General features: G+C 58.8%; 16 protein-coding genes and 2 tRNA genes. 9 read left to right on the top strand and 9 right to left on the bottom strand.

Features of this window, described 5'->3' with window-relative positions:
• Window positions 1-62: 62 nt before the first annotated feature.
• From AC8GFZ_RS05615 to AC8GFZ_RS05590, 6 genes are all read right to left on the bottom strand, one after another.
• Window positions 63-674 carry a 50S ribosomal protein L25/general stress protein Ctc gene (locus AC8GFZ_RS05615; protein WP_506643175.1) on the bottom strand — a complete coding sequence of 204 codons (612 nt, stop codon included), beginning with the start codon at window positions 672-674 and terminating at the stop codon, window positions 63-65.
• A 97-nt stretch (window positions 675-771) separates the two neighbouring features.
• Window positions 772-1,746: a ribose-phosphate pyrophosphokinase gene (locus AC8GFZ_RS05610; RefSeq protein ID WP_506643173.1), complete on the bottom strand. Its 975-nt coding sequence runs from the start codon at window positions 1,744-1,746 to the stop codon at window positions 772-774.
• A 99-nt stretch (window positions 1,747-1,845) separates the two neighbouring features.
• A tRNA-Gln gene (locus AC8GFZ_RS05605) sits at window positions 1,846-1,922 on the bottom strand.
• A gap of 31 nt (window positions 1,923-1,953) precedes the next feature.
• Window positions 1,954-2,799, bottom strand: a complete 846-nt coding sequence (gene ispE, locus AC8GFZ_RS05600; RefSeq protein WP_506643171.1) for a 4-(cytidine 5'-diphospho)-2-C-methyl-D-erythritol kinase — start codon at window positions 2,797-2,799, stop codon at window positions 1,954-1,956.
• Complete coding sequence (locus AC8GFZ_RS05595) at window positions 2,796-3,251, bottom strand: lipoprotein insertase outer membrane protein LolB (protein WP_506643169.1); 456 nt, start codon at window positions 3,249-3,251, stop codon at window positions 2,796-2,798. Before AC8GFZ_RS05595 ends, ispE begins: the two co-directional genes overlap by 4 nt.
• Window positions 3,252-3,262: 11 nt before the next feature.
• Entirely contained in the window at window positions 3,263-4,990 is a 1,728-nt protein-coding gene (locus tag AC8GFZ_RS05590) for a tetratricopeptide repeat protein (protein WP_506643167.1), read from the bottom strand.
• Between the two features lie 41 nt (window positions 4,991-5,031).
• Here AC8GFZ_RS05590 and mutM point away from each other — a divergent pair, with 41 nt between their 5' ends.
• Window positions 5,032-5,847 carry a bifunctional DNA-formamidopyrimidine glycosylase/DNA-(apurinic or apyrimidinic site) lyase gene (gene mutM / locus AC8GFZ_RS05585; RefSeq protein ID WP_506643164.1) on the top strand — a complete coding sequence of 272 codons (816 nt, stop codon included), beginning with the start codon at window positions 5,032-5,034 and terminating at the stop codon, window positions 5,845-5,847.
• Window positions 5,848-5,850: 3 nt separating this feature from the next.
• The gene (gene mutY, locus AC8GFZ_RS05580) at window positions 5,851-6,888 is read left to right on the top strand and encodes an A/G-specific adenine glycosylase (protein WP_506643162.1); all 1,038 of its coding nucleotides are present in this window, start codon (window positions 5,851-5,853) and stop codon (window positions 6,886-6,888) included.
• Between the two features lie 3 nt (window positions 6,889-6,891).
• Here mutY and rapZ read toward each other — a convergent pair whose 3' ends face one another.
• From rapZ to AC8GFZ_RS05565, 3 genes are read right to left on the bottom strand one after another with little or no spacing between them, the layout of a single operon-like run.
• Window positions 6,892-7,770 carry an RNase adapter RapZ gene (rapZ, locus tag AC8GFZ_RS05575; protein ID WP_506644242.1) on the bottom strand — a complete coding sequence of 293 codons (879 nt, stop codon included), beginning with the start codon at window positions 7,768-7,770 and terminating at the stop codon, window positions 6,892-6,894.
• Window positions 7,771-7,775: 5 nt separating this feature from the next.
• Window positions 7,776-9,440 carry a DNA repair protein RecN gene (gene recN / locus AC8GFZ_RS05570; protein ID WP_506643160.1) on the bottom strand — a complete coding sequence of 555 codons (1,665 nt, stop codon included), beginning with the start codon at window positions 9,438-9,440 and terminating at the stop codon, window positions 7,776-7,778.
• Window positions 9,437-10,333 carry an NAD kinase gene (locus AC8GFZ_RS05565; RefSeq protein WP_506643158.1) on the bottom strand — a complete coding sequence of 299 codons (897 nt, stop codon included), beginning with the start codon at window positions 10,331-10,333 and terminating at the stop codon, window positions 9,437-9,439. Before AC8GFZ_RS05565 ends, recN begins: the two co-directional genes overlap by 4 nt.
• 39 nt (window positions 10,334-10,372) lie before the next feature.
• On the opposite strand from AC8GFZ_RS05565, the gene hrcA reads away from it, so the two are divergent.
• From hrcA to AC8GFZ_RS05530, 7 genes are all read left to right on the top strand, one after another.
• Window positions 10,373-11,380, top strand: coding sequence for a heat-inducible transcriptional repressor HrcA (gene hrcA, locus AC8GFZ_RS05560; RefSeq protein WP_506644240.1), 1,008 nt, complete (start codon window positions 10,373-10,375; stop codon window positions 11,378-11,380).
• Between the two features lie 6 nt (window positions 11,381-11,386).
• The gene (locus AC8GFZ_RS05555; protein WP_506643156.1) at window positions 11,387-12,829 is read left to right on the top strand and encodes a glycosyltransferase family 39 protein; all 1,443 of its coding nucleotides are present in this window, start codon (window positions 11,387-11,389) and stop codon (window positions 12,827-12,829) included.
• Complete coding sequence (locus tag AC8GFZ_RS05550) at window positions 12,826-13,596, top strand: phosphatase PAP2 family protein (RefSeq protein ID WP_506643154.1); 771 nt, start codon at window positions 12,826-12,828, stop codon at window positions 13,594-13,596. Before AC8GFZ_RS05555 ends, AC8GFZ_RS05550 begins: the two co-directional genes overlap by 4 nt.
• A 12-nt stretch (window positions 13,597-13,608) precedes the next feature.
• Window positions 13,609-13,685 (top strand) — tRNA-Ile (locus AC8GFZ_RS05545).
• A 155-nt stretch (window positions 13,686-13,840) separates the two neighbouring features.
• Window positions 13,841-14,968: a methyltransferase gene (locus AC8GFZ_RS05540; RefSeq protein WP_506643152.1), complete on the top strand. Its 1,128-nt coding sequence runs from the start codon at window positions 13,841-13,843 to the stop codon at window positions 14,966-14,968.
• A gap of 81 nt (window positions 14,969-15,049) precedes the next feature.
• Window positions 15,050-15,706 carry a cupin domain-containing protein gene (locus AC8GFZ_RS05535; RefSeq protein WP_506643150.1) on the top strand — a complete coding sequence of 219 codons (657 nt, stop codon included), beginning with the start codon at window positions 15,050-15,052 and terminating at the stop codon, window positions 15,704-15,706.
• A gap of 59 nt (window positions 15,707-15,765) precedes the next feature.
• Entirely contained in the window at window positions 15,766-16,095 is a 330-nt protein-coding gene (locus AC8GFZ_RS05530; RefSeq protein ID WP_506643148.1) for a DHCW motif cupin fold protein, read from the top strand.
• Window positions 16,096-16,108 lie beyond the last annotated feature (13 nt).

Below are 16,108 nucleotides of genomic sequence, written 5' to 3'. Positions count from 1 at the left end.
TGTGCAGAAAAACGGCCCACCGAGGTGGGCCGTTTTTGTGGGCACAAGAAAAAGGAAGTGGATTACTTCTTGCCGGCTGGCGCTGCGGGTGCAGCAGGGGCCGGGGTTTCTTCTGCGGCCACTGACACCACCGCCACCAAAACCGGGTTGTTTTTGCCACGCACCACAGCGCTCACGCCATTGGGCAATGTGATGTCTTGCAAGTGCAGCGAGTTGCCCTTTTTCAAGCCGCTCAGATCCACCGCAATGAACTCGGGCAGATCGGCGGGCAGACAAGACACCTCAATCTCGGTCAACACATGGTTGATCAAGCAGGCGTCGGCTTTGACCGCGGGTGAATTTTCTTGACCGCTGTAGTGCAAGGGCACCTTCATGTGCAGCTTGGTGTGGGCGTCAACTCGCTGGAAGTCGATGTGCAACACGTAGGGCTTGAAGGGGTGGAACTGCACGTCGCGCAGCAACACCTGGGCCGACTTCTGGTTCAGCTCCATCTCCAAAATAGTGGAGTGAAAGGCTTCTTTTTTCAAAGCGTGCCACAAGGCGTTGTGGTCGAGTTCGATCAGTTGGGGCTCGCCCTTACCGCCGTACACAATGCCTGGCGTGCGGCCAGTGATGCGGAGACGGCGGCTCGCACCCGTACCCTGCTTGCTTCGCTCAAATGCGACAAATTTCATGATGACTCCTGTGTGAATCCACCGCGACCAGTGGTATTCAGGGTTAAAAAAAGGGCTGCGAACAGCCCGCTGTTGAGTTCTTCGTCAGGGCAATGTTTTAAAACAATTGCTCCTGATCGGAGAACAAACTCATCACCGACTCGCCTTTGGCAATGCGCTGAATCGTTTCTGCGATCAGCGCAGCCACCGAGAGTTGGCGGATTTTGGGGGATTGGGCGGCGCTCATGGTCAAGGGAATGGTGTTGGTGATCACCACCTCGTCCAAGGCACTGCCTTGGTTGATGCGCTCTATGGCCGGGCCCGAGAAAATGGGGTGCGTGCAATACGCATAAACTTTTTTGGCGCCGCGCTCTTTGAGCACTTCGGCGGCTTTGACCAAGGTGCCTGCGGTGTCGATCATGTCGTCCATGATGACGCAGTTGCGCCCTTCGATCTCGCCAATCACGTGCATGACTTCGCTGACGTTGGGTTTGGGGCGGCGTTTGTCGATGATGGCCAAGTCACAACCGAGCTGTTTGGCCAAAGCGCGGGCACGCACCACGCCACCGACATCGGGCGAGACCACGATCAGGTCTTCGTAGCCCTTTTGGCGTAAGTCGCCCAGCAACACCGGCGAGGCATAAATATTGTCCACCGGGATGTCAAAAAAGCCCTGGATTTGGTCGGCGTGCAAGTCCATGGTCAGGATGCGGGCCACGCCCACGGTTTGCAGCAAATTGGCCACCACCTTGGCCGAAATCGGCACCCGAGTTGAGCGCGGGCGGCGATCTTGGCGGGCATAGCCAAAGTAGGGGATCACGGCGCTGATGCGCTCGGCCGACGCGCGCTTGAGGGCGTCCACCATGATCAGCAATTCCATCAGGTTTTCGTTGGTGGGCGCACAGGTGGGCTGAACCACAAACACATCGCGGGCGCGCACGTTTTGGTGCAACTCAACGGTGACTTCGCCGTCTGAGAAGCGGCCCACCGTGGCTGCGCCCAGTTCGATGCCCAGGTTTTCAGCAATTTCTGCGGCCAGGCTCGGGTTGGCATTGCCCGTGAAGACCATGAAGTCAGATAGAGAGGTCGACATGATGAAGCTGTTTGAAATACCGGACCAATGACAACCAATGCCACAACCACATGGGTGTACGGCGGTTGCCGTGAACATCATGTGCCGCCATAAAAACTTTGGCAGGGGAGGAAGGACTCGAACCCTCGCATGCCGGAATCAAAATCCGGTGCCTTGACCAACTTGGCGACTCCCCTACACGGGCAAAAGGCCAAAACCTTTTGCCGATCAATCCTTGCCAAAAGCCCAAGCTGCCAAGGGATGGGCTTTTAAATTGCGACACACTTGAATTTGCCAGCCGTGGGGTGTTTCAGGCCACTCCAGGGCATGGGGCAGCAGGGCAAACACCGCACTGCCAGAACCGGTCATCCGAGCTTGCAACCCAAGACGCGAAAGCCAATCGAGGGCCTGCGTGACTTCGGGACACCACTTTTGGGCCACCGGCTGCAAATCGTTTCGACCAAAGCCAAAGCCTTGTGCAGCAAAGCCGGAGATTGTAGCAGGATCCGTGTCGCGTTTGAGGTCCGGATCCTTGAAGATCAAGGCCGTGTCCAGGCCCGCGGCAGGTTTAAGGATGACAAATTCCGCCTCTGGCAAATCGATGGGGGTGATGCGCTCGCCCACGCCTTCCACCCAGGCCGATTGGCCGTGCAAGAAAAAGGGCACATCCGCTCCCAGGGCCAAGGCAATGGGCAGCAAACGCTCCAGCGGCCAATGCAACTGCCACAAGCGGTTAAGGGCCATCAAGGTGCTGGCCGCGTCGGATGAGCCCCCGCCCAACCCAGCCTGGGCGGGCAGGCGCTTGTCCAATGTGATGTGCGCGCCCCATGACACACCCGACGCGGTTTGAAGGGCTTTGGCGGCTTGCACACACAGGTCGTTGGCGGGCAGCGGCGGGCCCAGGTCGTGGCGGCTGATGGCCGGGTTGGTGGAGGTTTCGATGTGCAAGCGGTCGCACCAATCGACCAGCATGAAGACCGACTGCAGGGCGTGGTAACCGTTGGGCATGCGGCCCACCACATGCAAGAACAAATTGATTTTGGCCGGGGCCGCAATGTCGTAAAGCGCGCTCATGGGGAGGTCGAAACCGTCAATGTCACCGCTGGTGCGGGTTGGCTGCGTTTGGCGCTCCAGCGGCCAGCTGGGCCACTGCGCTCAAGGGCCCAGCCCGGCACGGCCAGGTCGCGACCAGCCAGCCATTCGAACAAAGCGTCCAAGGGCAAATCGGTTCCCGTAGCGGCCTGGGTCATCTCAGACAGGCTGGTAAAGCTGCGGGTCTGGCCGTTTTGTAGCCATTCGGCCAGCCCCGGCGACCAACGCAACACCAAGCTGGCGTAGCCCAGGGGTGAGAACAGGGTCAATACGCCTTGCGTGGCATTGCCCTCCAGCTCGAAGGCGGCGGCCACATGTTGAACCGGGGTCTGATGCACGGTCAAGCTCATGCGGCCTTGCCAAAACGCATCACGCGAGGGTTGGGGGGCGTTGGCACAAGCGCCCACCAAAGCCAACACACACAGAGCTGCCAATGCCCGCCAGATCAAAGATCGACTTTCAAGCGGCGCAAAGTCTCGCGCAGGGTTTCGGTGTCGCCACCTTTTTGCAAGCCCTCACGCCAAATTTTTTTCGCTTCGTCGCGCTGGTTCAGTTGCCACAACACCTCGCCCATGTGGGCTGCAATTTCGGCGTCTGATTGGTTGGCGTAGGCCTTTTTCAGCAGTGCCAAGGCCACAGGTAAATTTCCCAAGCGAAACTCCACCCAACCCAGGCTGTCGGTGATGGCGGGGTCTTCAGGGGCCAGCTCCAAGGCGCGGGTGATGAGTTGTTTGGCCTCTGCCAGGCGCAAATTTCGATCGGCCAAAGAGTAGCCCAAGGCGTTGTAGGCATGGGGTTGATCGGGCAGGCGCCGGATCAATTCGCGCAAACGCCGCTCCATGTCGTCGAGGCGGTTGAGTTTTTCATCCAGCATGGCCAGCTCATAGAGCATGTCGTTGTCTTGGGGGTCGCGCAAAACCGCCATGTTGAGCAACCCATGTGCCGCCAAATATTCTTTGTTGTCGCGCAGCAGTTTGACCTCGGCCAACAGTTTGCCCCGCGCTTGGTTGGCGTTTCCAACGGGCAGGTTTTGGATCAGGCTGCGGGCTTCGCCCAGCTTGCCTTGACGGGCCAGCAATTGGGCACGGCGGCTGTGCGCTTGCAAGACAAAGTCGGGGTGATCTACTTTTTGCAGCCACTCTTGTGCTGCCTGATCGTCCAGTTGCTTTTCGGCCACTTGGGCCAGGCCCAAGTGGGCTTGCGCCAGGCCGCGCTGCGACGGGTTGGCTTGATCTTGCACCAAGCCCAGGTAGCGTTTCAAAGCCACTTCAGCGGCTTGCGGGCGGTTTTCATCCACATGCAGCAAACCCAACATCAACCAGGCCTGCGGCACCTTGGGTTGGGCCTGCGTCATGTCCTTGAGTTGGTCCAAAGCAGCGCTGTACATTTTGCTTTCCAGTTGCCATTGGATCAGGCTCAAGCGGAGCTCGGGTTGCGCCACTTTGGACAAGGACTGGTTTAATAAATTCAGGGCCCCTGGAACATTTTTTTCCAGCAGTTCCAAAGCCAGTAAACCTGGGCCGATGGCGCTGGGCTCGGCTTGATAGGCTTTTTGGGCTGCATCCAAAGCGCCTGTGGTGTCATTGGCGCTCAGCCGCACCCGTCCCACGCTGGTCCAGGCCGCAGATGCGGTGGCCGGCGCTTGGAGATAGGGCGCAATGGCTTGCTCCAAAACGGAAGCCGCCCTTTTTTTGTCGGTCACTTGTCCCAGGTGCCGGTGCAAGTTGGCCAGGGTGCCGTTTCGTTCTTCGGCCGGGGTGAGGTCGACTTCGGCGCGCAAAGGCTCTGTGGCGTCGCCCAAGCGGTTGAGCGCGAGCAAGATCTGCAAGATGTAGAGATTGGCCTGGCGCGAGCTCGGGTTGGCACCTTTCCATGCCCTGGCCGCTTGCAAGGCCGCATCGCCAGAGCGCGACTGCAAGGCCAAATCCACGGCCCTTTGGTAAAGCCGGACATCATTGATCTTGGTCGCCGCATCCAGCAACAAAGAAAATGCAGCCCCGGGGTTGCTTTGGCGGGCATTGAGTTCACCCAGCAAAACCTCGTAAAAGGCTTCGGCCATCAGGGCCGCTTGCTGGCGGTTTTGGATGGCGTTGCGTGCAGAGGTGGTTTGGCCCCATGCAGCAGTCGATCCGGCCAACAATAAGCACAATGTCCAGCACGCTGATTTTTTCATGCTCGGATGATAATCGCAGCTTTGCTTTTGCTGCTGCGCTCATGCCCGAATTACCTGAAGTTGAAGTCACCCGCATGGGATTGTCGGCCCCCCTGACAGGGGCCCGCATTGAGGCGGTTTACATGGGCAAACCCTTGCGCTGGCCGTTGCAGTGTCTCCCCCAAAGTTTGGTTGGGCGCACGATTTTGGGCGTGCGTCGCCGCGGCAAGTATCTGTTGATGGACCTCAGCGAGGGCCTTTTGTTGTGGCATTTGGGCATGTCTGGCAGCTTGCGCGTGTGGCCGCGCCGGCCCGAACCCGGGCTGCATGACCACTTTGACTTGGTCACATCAAACGGTTGTTTGCGTTTGAACGATCCGCGCCGTTTTGGGGCCGTGGTGTACGCCCCAGGACAAGACAGCCCGCAAGCCCAGCAATTGCTCGGCCACTTGGGAGTGGAGCCTTTGGAGCCAGGGTTCGAGCCCCCATCTTTCTACCAGGCCTTGCACCAGCGGCGAACGGCCATCAAACCCCTGCTGCTGGGCGGCGCTGTGGTGGTGGGGGTGGGCAATATTTATGCTTGCGAAGCCTTGTTCATGGCCGGCATTCGGCCCACGCTATCGGCCCAGCGCATCAGCCGGGTTCGGGCCACGGCTTTGCATGCGGCCATTCAACAGGTCTTGTCCCGCGCCATTGCGATTGGCGGCAGCAGTCTGCGTGACTTCAGCGGCACCGAGGGACAAAGCGGCTATTTCCAGCTGGAAACCAAGGTCTATGACCGCGAGGGCTTGCCTTGCCGCGACTGCGGCACCACCATCCGTCGGCGGGTTCAAGGGCAGCGCTCGACGTTTTATTGCCCTCAATGCCAGCGCGCATAAGCCATGTCCGTTGACCTGACCCACTTTGCCCAACAGCTGATCAAGTGGCAGCGGCAACATGGTCGCCATGACCTTCCCTGGCAAAAAAGCCTGGAGCCCTACCCGGTGTGGTTATCGGAAATCATGTTGCAGCAAACCCAGGTCAGCACGGTCAAAGCCTATTACGAGCGGTTTTTAAGTCGCTGGCCCCGGATAGAAGATTTGGCCGCAGCAGAACTTGACGAGGTCATGGGCTTGTGGAGCGGGTTGGGCTATTACAGCCGTGCCCGCATGCTGCACCGCTGCGCACAAGCCGTGGTGCATGAGCACGCGGGTGCCTTTCCGCAAGACATGGCTGCTTTGCAAAAGCTGCCGGGCATTGGCCCGTCAACCGCTGCGGCCATTGCTTCATTGTGTTTCGGTCAAGCGGTGTCCATCATGGACGGCAATGTGCGCCGGGTGCTGACTCGGTTGCTGGCCTTTGATGAAGATCTGGCCATGTCTTCGGCACAAAAAAACCTGAATCAGCACGCCCATGCCTTGTTGCCCCAAGGGCGCTGGGTCAAATCCATGCACCAATACACCCAAGGTTTGATGGACTTGGGCGCCACGGTGTGCCACAGCCGCCAACCCGATTGCGACCAATGCCCGGTGCGCTCCATTTGCCAAGGCCATGCCAGTGGGGTGCCCACGGCATTTCCGCGCAAAACCCGCAAATTGGTGCGCCGATCACAGGCGTGGTGGTTGCTGTTGTTGCGCACGCCTGAGGGTGCCGTGTGGTTGCGCAAGCGGCCCGCCAGCGGCATTTGGGCCGGTTTGTATGGTCCACCCGTGTTTGACAGCGAAGCTCTGGCGATGGCAGCCATCCCTTTGGATTGGCAAAAAAACACAGACGTTCATGCGCCTTTTGTGCATGTGCTCACCCATCGAGATTTGCACTTGCATCCGATGTGGCTGACGGTCCCCGCCACTACCAGCTGGGGCGAAGGGCAGTGGTGGGCTAAGGATGCCTGGCCCCAGCTGGGGCTGGCAGCACCGTTGCGTCGTTTGTTGCTTGGCTGAAGCTCAGGCCCTGTCGGCTTGCTCGCGGTGCCGCGACAGGGTGACCCAATCGGTTTGAAAGCGCTGGGCCAATTGCTCGACCATGTAAACCGATCGGTGTTGGCCGCCGGTGCAACCAATGGCCACGGTCACATAGCTGCGGTGGTCCTGGTTGAGAGAGGGCAACCAGTCGCGCAAAAAACGCTCAATGTCGTCAGCCATGCGCTGCACGGTGGAATGTTGCTCAAGCCAATCCATCACCGGCCCATCGCGCCCGCTCAGATCGCGCAGCTCATTTTCGTAATGGGGATTGGGCAACATGCGCATATCAAACACAAAGTCGGCATGCATGGGGATGCCGCGCTTGAAGGCAAATGACTCGAACATCAGTGTCAGCTTGGCAGCTGGTGCGGAGATCAATGACTTGACGTAGCTTTGAAGCTTGGCGCTGCGCAGGTGGCTGGTGTCAATGATGTGGGCTTTGTCGCGCAAGTCCACCAACAGCTGGCGTTCCAGTTCAATGGACTCGATCAAGTTGCGCTCAATATCGGGGTCCACGCTGAGGGCATCGTTGCGCGACAGCGGGTGACGGCGGCGGGTTTCTGAGTAGCGCTGAACCAAGGTGTCGGTGCTGGCATCCAAAAAAAGCATGCGCACATCGACATCTTTTTGGCGCACCAAATCCAACTCTTGCGGCAGCAGTGGCAGCGAGGCGGCACTGCGCACATCCATGGCAATGGCGATGCGCTTTTCCTTGCGTTTTTGTTCGAGCTGAACAAACGAGCGCAGCAGTTCGGGCGGCAAGTTGTCCACACACAAATAACCCGCATCCTCCAAGGCGTGCAGCGCCACCGATTTACCCGATCCGGACATGCCGGTGATGAGCACCAACTCTTGCCGCAGCTTCTTCATGCCCCACCGCCAACGCTGAGGTTTTGCAGCATCTCTTGTGCGTGGGCCAAAGATGTGGCGGAGCGCTTATCGCCGCCGAGCATGCGGGCAATCTCTTGCACCCGATCGTTGTCCGTGACCGCTTGCAGTTCGCTGAAGCTGCCACTTTTGTCGCTGCGCTTGGTGACCACCCAGTGGTGGTGGGCGCATGCAGCGACCTGCGGCAAATGGGTGACGGCCAGCACTTGGCGGTCGGCACCGAGTTGCTGCATCAATCGACCGACCGTTTCGGCCACCGCGCCGCCCACCCCAGAGTCCACCTCATCAAAGATCAAGGTCTGGGCTTGCCCCAGTGCGCTGGTGGTCACCGCAATCGCCAAAGCGATGCGAGACAACTCGCCCCCCGAGGCGACTTTGCCCACCGGCCTGGGGGTGCTGCCTGCATGCCCAGCCACCAAAAAAACCACTTCTTCCAAGCCGCTGGATTGGCCTTGGGGCAATTTGTTCAAGGCCACTTCAAAACTGCCGCCTTGCATCCCCAGGCCTTGCATGGCTTGGGTGATGGCCTTGGCCAATTTGGGCGCGCCCCGGCCGCGCATTTGAGAAACGCGTCGCGCTTCGGCTTGGTAGGCTTGTCCTGCCAACGCCAAGGCCTTTTCCAACGCGGCCAGGTCGCTGGCCTGTTCCAACCGCTTCAATTCATGGCGCCACGATTGGAGCAATGCAGCCAACTCTGCTGGTTGGCGCTTGTAGCGGCGGGCCAAGGACATCCACAGGCCCATGCGCTCATCCAGGCTTTGCAGGCGTTGCGGATCCAAGTCGGTGCGGCGCAGCCAGGCTTGAAGGGAGTGCGCCGCATCTGAGGTTTGCGCCAGGCTCGATGCCAACACATCGGCGAGGTTTTGAAACTCGGGCTCCACCGCGGCTTGATCGGCCAACAGGTTTTGCGCTTTGGCCAGTTGTGCCAGGGCACCTTGGTCGTCGGTATCGAGTTCACGCAAGGCATGTTGGGCTGCGTCCAGCAAGGTTTGGGCGTGGCTCAGACGGGTGTGATCGGCATTGAGCGTTTCCCACTCATCAGGCAAGGGGTTGAGTTTTTCCAACTCAGAAATTTGCCATTCCAAGCGTTCACGCTCTTGGACCAGGTTGGATTGGGCCAATTTGGCTTGCTCCAGGGCCAGTTGGCTGGCGCGCCATTCTTGCCACAGGGCTGCCAAGGCTTTGGTGTCAATGCCACTGTAGGCGTCGAGCAAGCCGCGCACCGCATCGGGTCTGGTGAGGCTTTGCCAGGCATGTTGGCCATGGATGTCGACCAAGCAATCGCCGACTTCGCGCAGTTGGGTGGCGGTGGCGGCGCTGCCATTGATCCAGGCCCGGCTTTTGCCTTGCGCGTCAATGGTTCGTTTGAGGAGCAAGCTGTCACTGGCATCGAAGCCCGCTTCACTCAACCACTGCTGCACTGGTGCTGAGGTGTCGAATTCGGCACTGATTTCACACCGGGTTGCACCTTCGCGCACCACACTGGCTTCAGCACGCGCCCCCAAGGCCAACTGCAAAGCATCGATCAAAATGGATTTGCCCGCGCCCGTCTCACCCGTGAGCACACTCAGGCCCGATGAAAACTCCAAGTCCAGGCTGCGCACGATCACAAAATCGCGCAAACCCATGGCGCGCAGGCTCATGCTCCCCCCTCGTTCCAATGCAGTTTTTTGCGCAAGGTGTCAAAGTAACTCCAGCCCTTGGGGTGCAAGAAAGTCACTTGGTGTTGTGAGCGCCGCACCGTAATGCGGTCCCCGTGCAGCAGTTTGGCCAGCGACTGCATGTCAAAGTTGGCGCTGGCGTCTCGCCCGGACACCAATTCGACGGCAATTTCACCCGGATCGGCCAGCACGATGGGCCGATTGGACAAGGTGTGCGGGGCGATGGGCACCAGCGCCCAACCCGAAAGGGATGGGTGGAGCACCGGCCCGCCCGCCGACAAGGCGTAGGCGGTAGACCCTGTGGGAGAGGCAATGATCAAACCATCTGCCCGCTGATTGGCCACAAAGTGGCCGTCCACCTCGACCCGCAATTCGACCATGCCCGAGGTGGCACCGCGGTTGACCACCACGTCGTTCATGGCCAAGGCGTCAAACACGCAAACCCCATCGCGCCACACCTTGGCATGCATCAAGGGTCGTTGATCCTCCTCATACAGGCCCTCCAACATAGGGGTCAAGGTGGCTTGGTAACCATCCAAGGCAATGTCGGTGATGAAGCCCAGGCGACCTTGGTTGATGCCAATCAGGGGTACGCCAGCGGCGGCCAAGCGCCGACCAAAGCTGAGCATGGTGCCGTCGCCGCCCACCACCAAGGCCACATCGCAGTGCTGGGCAATGCCGTCCACATCCAGGGTGCGCAAGCCTTGCATGCCGGTGTGGTTGGCGGTTTCTTGTTCCAGGCAAACGCTGCAGCCCAGCTGGGTCAAAAAGTGGGCGATGTCTTGTAAAACATCACGCACGCCGGACAGCTGGGTGGTGCTTTGGGGATTGGGGTATTTACCAATCAGGGCGATTTGTTGAAAGCGAATGGGCATGGGGAAATTACATCACTAAAATCATTCGAAATCATGACCATCCTAGACGATCGCGCCAAGTTATTGCTCAAAGCGTTGGTTGAACGCTATATCGCCGACGGCCAGCCGGTGGGATCGCGCACTTTGTCCAGGGCTTCTGGACTGGAGTTGTCACCCGCCACCATTCGCAATGTGATGTCCGATTTGGAGGAGTTGGGCCTGATTGCCAGCCCCCACACCTCTGCAGGCCGGGTGCCCACGGCCCGGGGCTACCGCTTGTTTGTCGACACCATGCTCACCGTGCAGCGCGAGCAACTCCAAACCCCGGCCCTGGCGGCAGAGCAACCGCAAAAAGTCATTTTGAATGCGGCGCAGTTGCTGTCCAACTTGTCTCACTTTGTGGGCGTGGTGATTGCACCCAGGCGCACATCGGTGTTTCGCCACATTGAATTTTTGCGTTTGTCGGAGCGCCGTTTGCTGCTGATCATCGTCTCGCCAGAGGGTGATGTGCAAAACCGGGTGATCTTCACTGAAACCGACTACTCCACCAGCCAACTGGTCGAGGCGGCCAATTTCCTCAACACCCATTTCGCAGGCATGGCCATCGAGCAGGTGCGCGAACGCCTCAAGAGCGATGTGGACAAACTGCGCAGCGAAATCGCCACCTTGATGCAAACGGCGGTCGCCGCAGGCTCCGAGGCCATGAACGACACCACGGCAGAGGTGATCATCAGCGGCGAGCGCAATCTGTTGGCGGTGAGCGACTTCTCCAGCGACATGGGGCATTTGCGCCGCGCATTCGATTTGTTTGAGCAAAAGGCCCAGCTCATGCGCCTGCTTGACGTGTCTTCCCAGGCCGAGGGGGTGAGCATTTTCATTGGCGGCGAGAGCCAAATCGTGCCCTTTGAAGAACTCTCGGTGGTCAGCTCGCCGTATGAAGTCAATGGCCAAGTGGTGGGCACCTTGGGGGTGATTGGCCCCACCCGCATGCCCTATGAGCGCATGATCCAAATCGTGGACATCACGTCACGGCTGGTCAGCAATGCCCTCAGCCACCAAAACAAATAACAGTTCATGCGCTGGGCCCTGACGCTAGGCGCAGTGGCGCACCTGATCTTGGCCTGGGGTGTGGGTCTGTCGGTGGACGAGGCCCATTACGCCTTGTACGCCTACCACCTGGACTGGAGTTATTTTGACCACCCGCCCTTGGTGGGCTGGTTGCAGTGGCCAGCGGTCGCCTTGGGTGGTTCAGATTGGGCCTTGCGCATCGTCCCTTTGGGCTGCGCCATGGCCACAGCTTGGTTGCTGTGGCGCATCACCACCCAGTGGGTTTTGCGCCACGGCACGCAGGCCAACGCGCAAACTGCTGCTCAGGGCGTTTTATGGCTGTGGTTGAGTGCCCCCATGGTCCATTTGTTGGCCTTGGCTTTGGTGCCTGACAGCTTGTTGATGCCCATTGCCTTGGCACTGCTGCTCGTGACTCTGCGCTTGGCGCACAACCCGCAAGCTACAGGCAGCCCTGCGCCGTACCCCTGGCGTGATTGGTGTGCCCTGGGCCTGTGCCTGGGCTTGGCCGGTCTGACCAAATACACGGCGGTGCTGCTGGTGCCAGGCGTTGTGCTGGTGCTGAGCTTGTCTTGGGGCTGGCATTGGTTGCGCGGCCCGGGCCCGTGGCTGGCGGCCTTGATCGCACTGCTGCTCATCAGCCCCGTGCTGTGGTGGAACCACCAGCATGGCTGGATTTCTTTTGCCTACCAGTTGGGACACGCTGGTGGGCGCGACACCTGGCAAGCCAAAAGTTTTTTTGGTTTTGTGCTGGTGCAATGTCTGGTCTTTGGCCCCTTGTCCTGGTGGGCCATGGTGGTGGGTTGGCGCCGCATGGCTTGGCCGCGTTGGACGGCGTGGTTGGCCCTGGGCATGGCCTTGCCGGCATTGCTGCTGACCTGGGTGCTGTCGGGCAAAGGCTCGGCCCTGCCACACTGGACCAGTTGGCCATGGCTGCTCTTGTTGCCTTTTTCGGCTTGGGCTTGGTACCAGCTGTGGCCCCAGCACAAAGCCTGGTTGCGGGGTGGATTGGCTTTGCAAGCGCTGGCCAGCGTGGCCTTGTGTGTCGGTTTGATTTTGGGCCGGCCAGCCAACCCATTTGCAGACGTGCAAGGGTGGTCATCGGCCGCTGAACGTGCCACCCAAGTGGCGCAAACCCATGGGCTGCGCACATTGACCGTGGTCAACTGGAGCCTGGCCAGCCGCTTGGCTTGGTATGCCCGTCCCATGCCCGTGATCGTGGCGCAAAGCCACCAGGATCAGTTCGATCTGTGGTTCGGCCATTTCAAACCGGGCGACGACGCCTTGTGGGTCGATTGGTCGGTCAAACCCTATCCGGCGCCCATCGCCAGCGCAGGCGAGGCGGGTTTTGCCCAATGCGACAAGGTGCAAACGCATGAGAGCCAACACCTGGGGCACGTGGTGGGCAGCTTTGCATTCCATGTGTGCCGTGATTGGAGGCTCGCTTCATGAAATGGCCTAAATCGTTGTGGTTGACCGCTGCCATTTTGATGGTGGCGGTGGGCTTGCAAGCCAGCCCCTTGAACAAAGACTTGTTTCTGGTTTTGAACAGTTGGGCCACTGTTTTGCCGGATCCCATTTGGTCGTGTTGGACCCTTTTGGGCGACACCTGGATGGTGTTGGCCCTTTTGGCCATTGGCCTGTGGTGGCAGCCGCAGGCCTTGCTGGGGTTTGCCTTGGCTGTGCCCTTGGGTGGTGCGGTGTCTCGCTTGACCAAAGTGCTGACCCAAATGCCGCGACCCGCTGGGGCGATGGAGCCCAGCCAGTTTCACATCATTGGTCCGGTGCTGGAGTTTCATTCTTTTCCCTCGGGCCACACCTTGAGTGCGTTTGCTTTGCTGGCAGTGGTTTTGGCCGGCCGCCGATGGGGCTTGTGGGCTTGGGTGGGTTTGATGCTGGCGATGGGTGTCGGGCTTTCACGGGTTGCAGTGGGTGCCCATTGGCCGGCCGATGCGCTTGCAGGTGCCGCTTTGGGTTGGGTGTGCGGAACATTCACCCGTGCTTGGGGTGACCAATGGCTGCAGCGCCAAAGCCCAGAGCGTCAACATCGGACCTTGCAAGCCCTGGCCTGGGTTTGCATGGCCTTGTGCGCCTGGGCCTACCGTGTGGACACCTTGTATCCCTTGGCCCGTGAATTTCAAATGATCTTGGCCAGTGCGGGTGTGCTGTCGTGTGCGGTTTGGTTGTGGCGAGGCCGGGCTGTGTATGCCCGCCATTAGAATCAGTTGATCGGGCCTATAGCTCAGTTGGTTAGAGCAGAGGACTCATAATCCTTTGGTCCCAGGTTCAAGTCCTGGTGGGCCCACCAATAGTGAAAAAGCCACTGATTTTTTGGTCAGTGGCTTTTTTGTTCGAATCTGAAAAGTGTTGGTGACGTTGACACAGAAGCCCTCGGTGCGACATCTTTTGGCGTCCAAAAGAAAAAGCATCGTTTTACAGCTTGAGCCTTCACTATGATGGCTCATGAAAATTCTGACCGACTTACCCCAGTTGCGCAGCGAGAGCGGGTTGCCAGCGCCGCGTCAAGTTGTCATGGGGGACGACACTGTTGTAGCAGATGTTGCCTATCGGATGATGTGTGAAGGCACCGGCATGTTGTGGCAGGGCGATTTTCACAATGCCCGCCAATTGCTGCAGGCTTTGTCACGCAGGACGCAAAAACGATCCTCCAAAAAACCTTTGAAAAATCAATCTGCTGATATTTCACAGGCTTTTCACTTGCACCGCCAGGCCTTGGGTCAACGCGCCAGGGTGCTGGGTATGTTATTTGTCCCCTTGGATGCCGACTATGGCATTCCTTTGCGTCGGGCTCCCGATGTTGGCGAGGCTTGTTTCCAAGCTTGGGGTCCTTCGTCTGGCCAGACCAGCATGGTTTCTTTGCGTGAATTGCTGGGGGTGTTGGGTGCGTATGAATGGCGGAAAAAAGGGGTAGAGGTTGCAGCTTTGGGCGTCGCGCCCAACAATCGCATCCATCCCCACTACGGTGTTTTCTCACCCGTGCGCGGTGAGTACATCGACCTGGTGGCAACCACGCCCATACATGATCACACTCTGGCCTTTGAAATTGGTGTGGGCTCGGGTGTGCTGTCCGCGTTGTTGGTCAAACGGGGGGTCGAGCGTGTCGTTGCCACAGACTGCGACAGCCGAGCGCTGGCTTGTGCCAAAGAGAACCTGGCGCGTCTTGGCTTTTCGGACAAGGTCGATTTGGTCAACGCCGATCTATTCCCCGTTGGCTTGGCCCCATTGATCTTGTGCAATCCGCCTTGGGTCCCTGCGCGCCCCACATCGCCCATCGAACGTGCCGTTTATGACGAGAACAGCAGCATGCTGCGTGGCTTTTTATCGGGTTTGCGCGAGCACCTCACGCCAACGGGTGAGGGTTGGCTGATCTTGTCGGACTTGGCCGAGCACTTGGGTCTTCGTTCACGCGCATCCTTGCTGCAGTGGATCGACGAGGGCGGACTTCAGGTCCTTGGGCGTCAAGACATACGCCCGCGGCATGGCAAGGTTGAAGATACGGACGACCCTTTGCATGTGGCCCGAGTGGCTGAGGTCACCTCTTTGTGGCGCCTCGGGCCTCAAAGAACTTAACTATCAGGGACTTTGTTTTCTCTGTCTGCAGCCAATTTGATTGATATGCTTGCAGTTATTTGATATTGGGAGGTACTGCTGATGGAAATCAATGCCGACCACAGCCAAAGGGTCGTGATCAACCACCATGACTTGCCATGGATTGCCAGCCCTGAATCAGGGGTGGAGCGACGCATGCTTGAGCGTCAAGGTGGAGAGGTAGCCTTGGCCACTTCCATTGTTCGCTATCAACCTGGATCCAAGTTTCCATCGCACTCGCATGAGTATGGAGAAGAAATTTTGGTCATGGATGGCACCTTCAGCGATGAAACGGGTCATTATTCTGCTGGCGCGTACATGATGAATCCGCCAGGTTCTTCGCACGCGCCCTTCAGTGAATCTGGCTGCACGCTCTTTGTGAAGTTGAGGCACCTTGGCCCAGATCAAATCAAGCGCGAAGTTGTTGATACGACAACAGCCAATTGGTTTCAAGGCATGGTTCCAGGCCTGACGGTGATGCCACTCATGCAACAAGGCAGTGGCTCCGCCTTGGTTCGTTGGGCGCCTCAAACTTATTTCAACCCCCACAGGCACTATGGCGGGGAAGAGATTTTTGTTGTGGATGGCGTTTTTGAAGACGAGCATGGGCGTTATCCCGGAGGATCGTGGATCAGAAGCCCTCACATGAGTCTGCACAGACCTTTCAGCAAAGAAGGTTGCGTTATTTTTGTTAAAACCGGACATCTTCTTGGCCCGTGACGGCAGCATCGCAGCAAGTGCCCAACACTGATTGAACACTCAAACCCCAAGGAAATATCGTGGACATGTCTGGCATTGCGTTTGGTACCACCGATTGGTCCAGCATCGATCGAACCGAGCACCCGGGAGCAACTGGCGTTGCTCACTGGCGCACACAACATTTTGGCCACATCCGGGTTCGCATGGTCGAATACTCGGCAGGCTACCTGGCTGACCATTGGTGCAGCAAGGGGCACATCTTGCTTTGCCTGGAGGGTGAGCTGCACACAGAATTGGAAGATGGCCGAACATTTGTCCTCAAACCGGGCATGAGTTACCAGGTGGCGGACCATGCTGAACCCCATCGATCCTCCACATCCATCCCTACGCGTTTGTTCATCGTGGATTGACCGTTGCGCCCGG

This window comes from Limnohabitans rimovensis (SeqCode), from assembly GCF_965234775.1.
GTDB lineage: Bacteria > Pseudomonadota > Gammaproteobacteria > Burkholderiales > Burkholderiaceae_C > Limnohabitans > Limnohabitans rimovensis.
This window is presented reverse-complemented; position numbering and strand designations above follow the sequence as displayed.

Coding starts and splice junctions, on each gene's coding strand:
- AC8GFZ_RS05540 (WP_506643152.1), top strand. CDS start 13,841: ATGAAAATTCTGACCGACTTACCCCAGTTGCGCAGCGAGAGCGGGTTG.
- AC8GFZ_RS05550 (WP_506643154.1), top strand. CDS start 12,826: ATGAAATGGCCTAAATCGTTGTGGTTGACCGCTGCCATTTTGATGGTG.
- AC8GFZ_RS05555 (WP_506643156.1), top strand. CDS start 11,387: ATGCGCTGGGCCCTGACGCTAGGCGCAGTGGCGCACCTGATCTTGGCC.
- AC8GFZ_RS05615 (WP_506643175.1), bottom strand. CDS start 674: ATGAAATTTGTCGCATTTGAGCGAAGCAAGCAGGGTACGGGTGCGAGC.
- AC8GFZ_RS05590 (WP_506643167.1), bottom strand. CDS start 4,990: ATGAAAAAATCAGCGTGCTGGACATTGTGCTTATTGTTGGCCGGATCG.
- mutY (WP_506643162.1), top strand. CDS start 5,851: ATGTCCGTTGACCTGACCCACTTTGCCCAACAGCTGATCAAGTGGCAG.
- ispE (WP_506643171.1), bottom strand. CDS start 2,799: ATGAGCGCGCTTTACGACATTGCGGCCCCGGCCAAAATCAATTTGTTC.
- AC8GFZ_RS05535 (WP_506643150.1), top strand. CDS start 15,050: ATGGAAATCAATGCCGACCACAGCCAAAGGGTCGTGATCAACCACCAT.
- AC8GFZ_RS05610 (WP_506643173.1), bottom strand. CDS start 1,746: ATGTCGACCTCTCTATCTGACTTCATGGTCTTCACGGGCAATGCCAAC.
- recN (WP_506643160.1), bottom strand. CDS start 9,440: ATGAGCCTGCGCGCCATGGGTTTGCGCGATTTTGTGATCGTGCGCAGC.
- AC8GFZ_RS05565 (WP_506643158.1), bottom strand. CDS start 10,333: ATGCCCATTCGCTTTCAACAAATCGCCCTGATTGGTAAATACCCCAAT.
- mutM (WP_506643164.1), top strand. CDS start 5,032: ATGCCCGAATTACCTGAAGTTGAAGTCACCCGCATGGGATTGTCGGCC.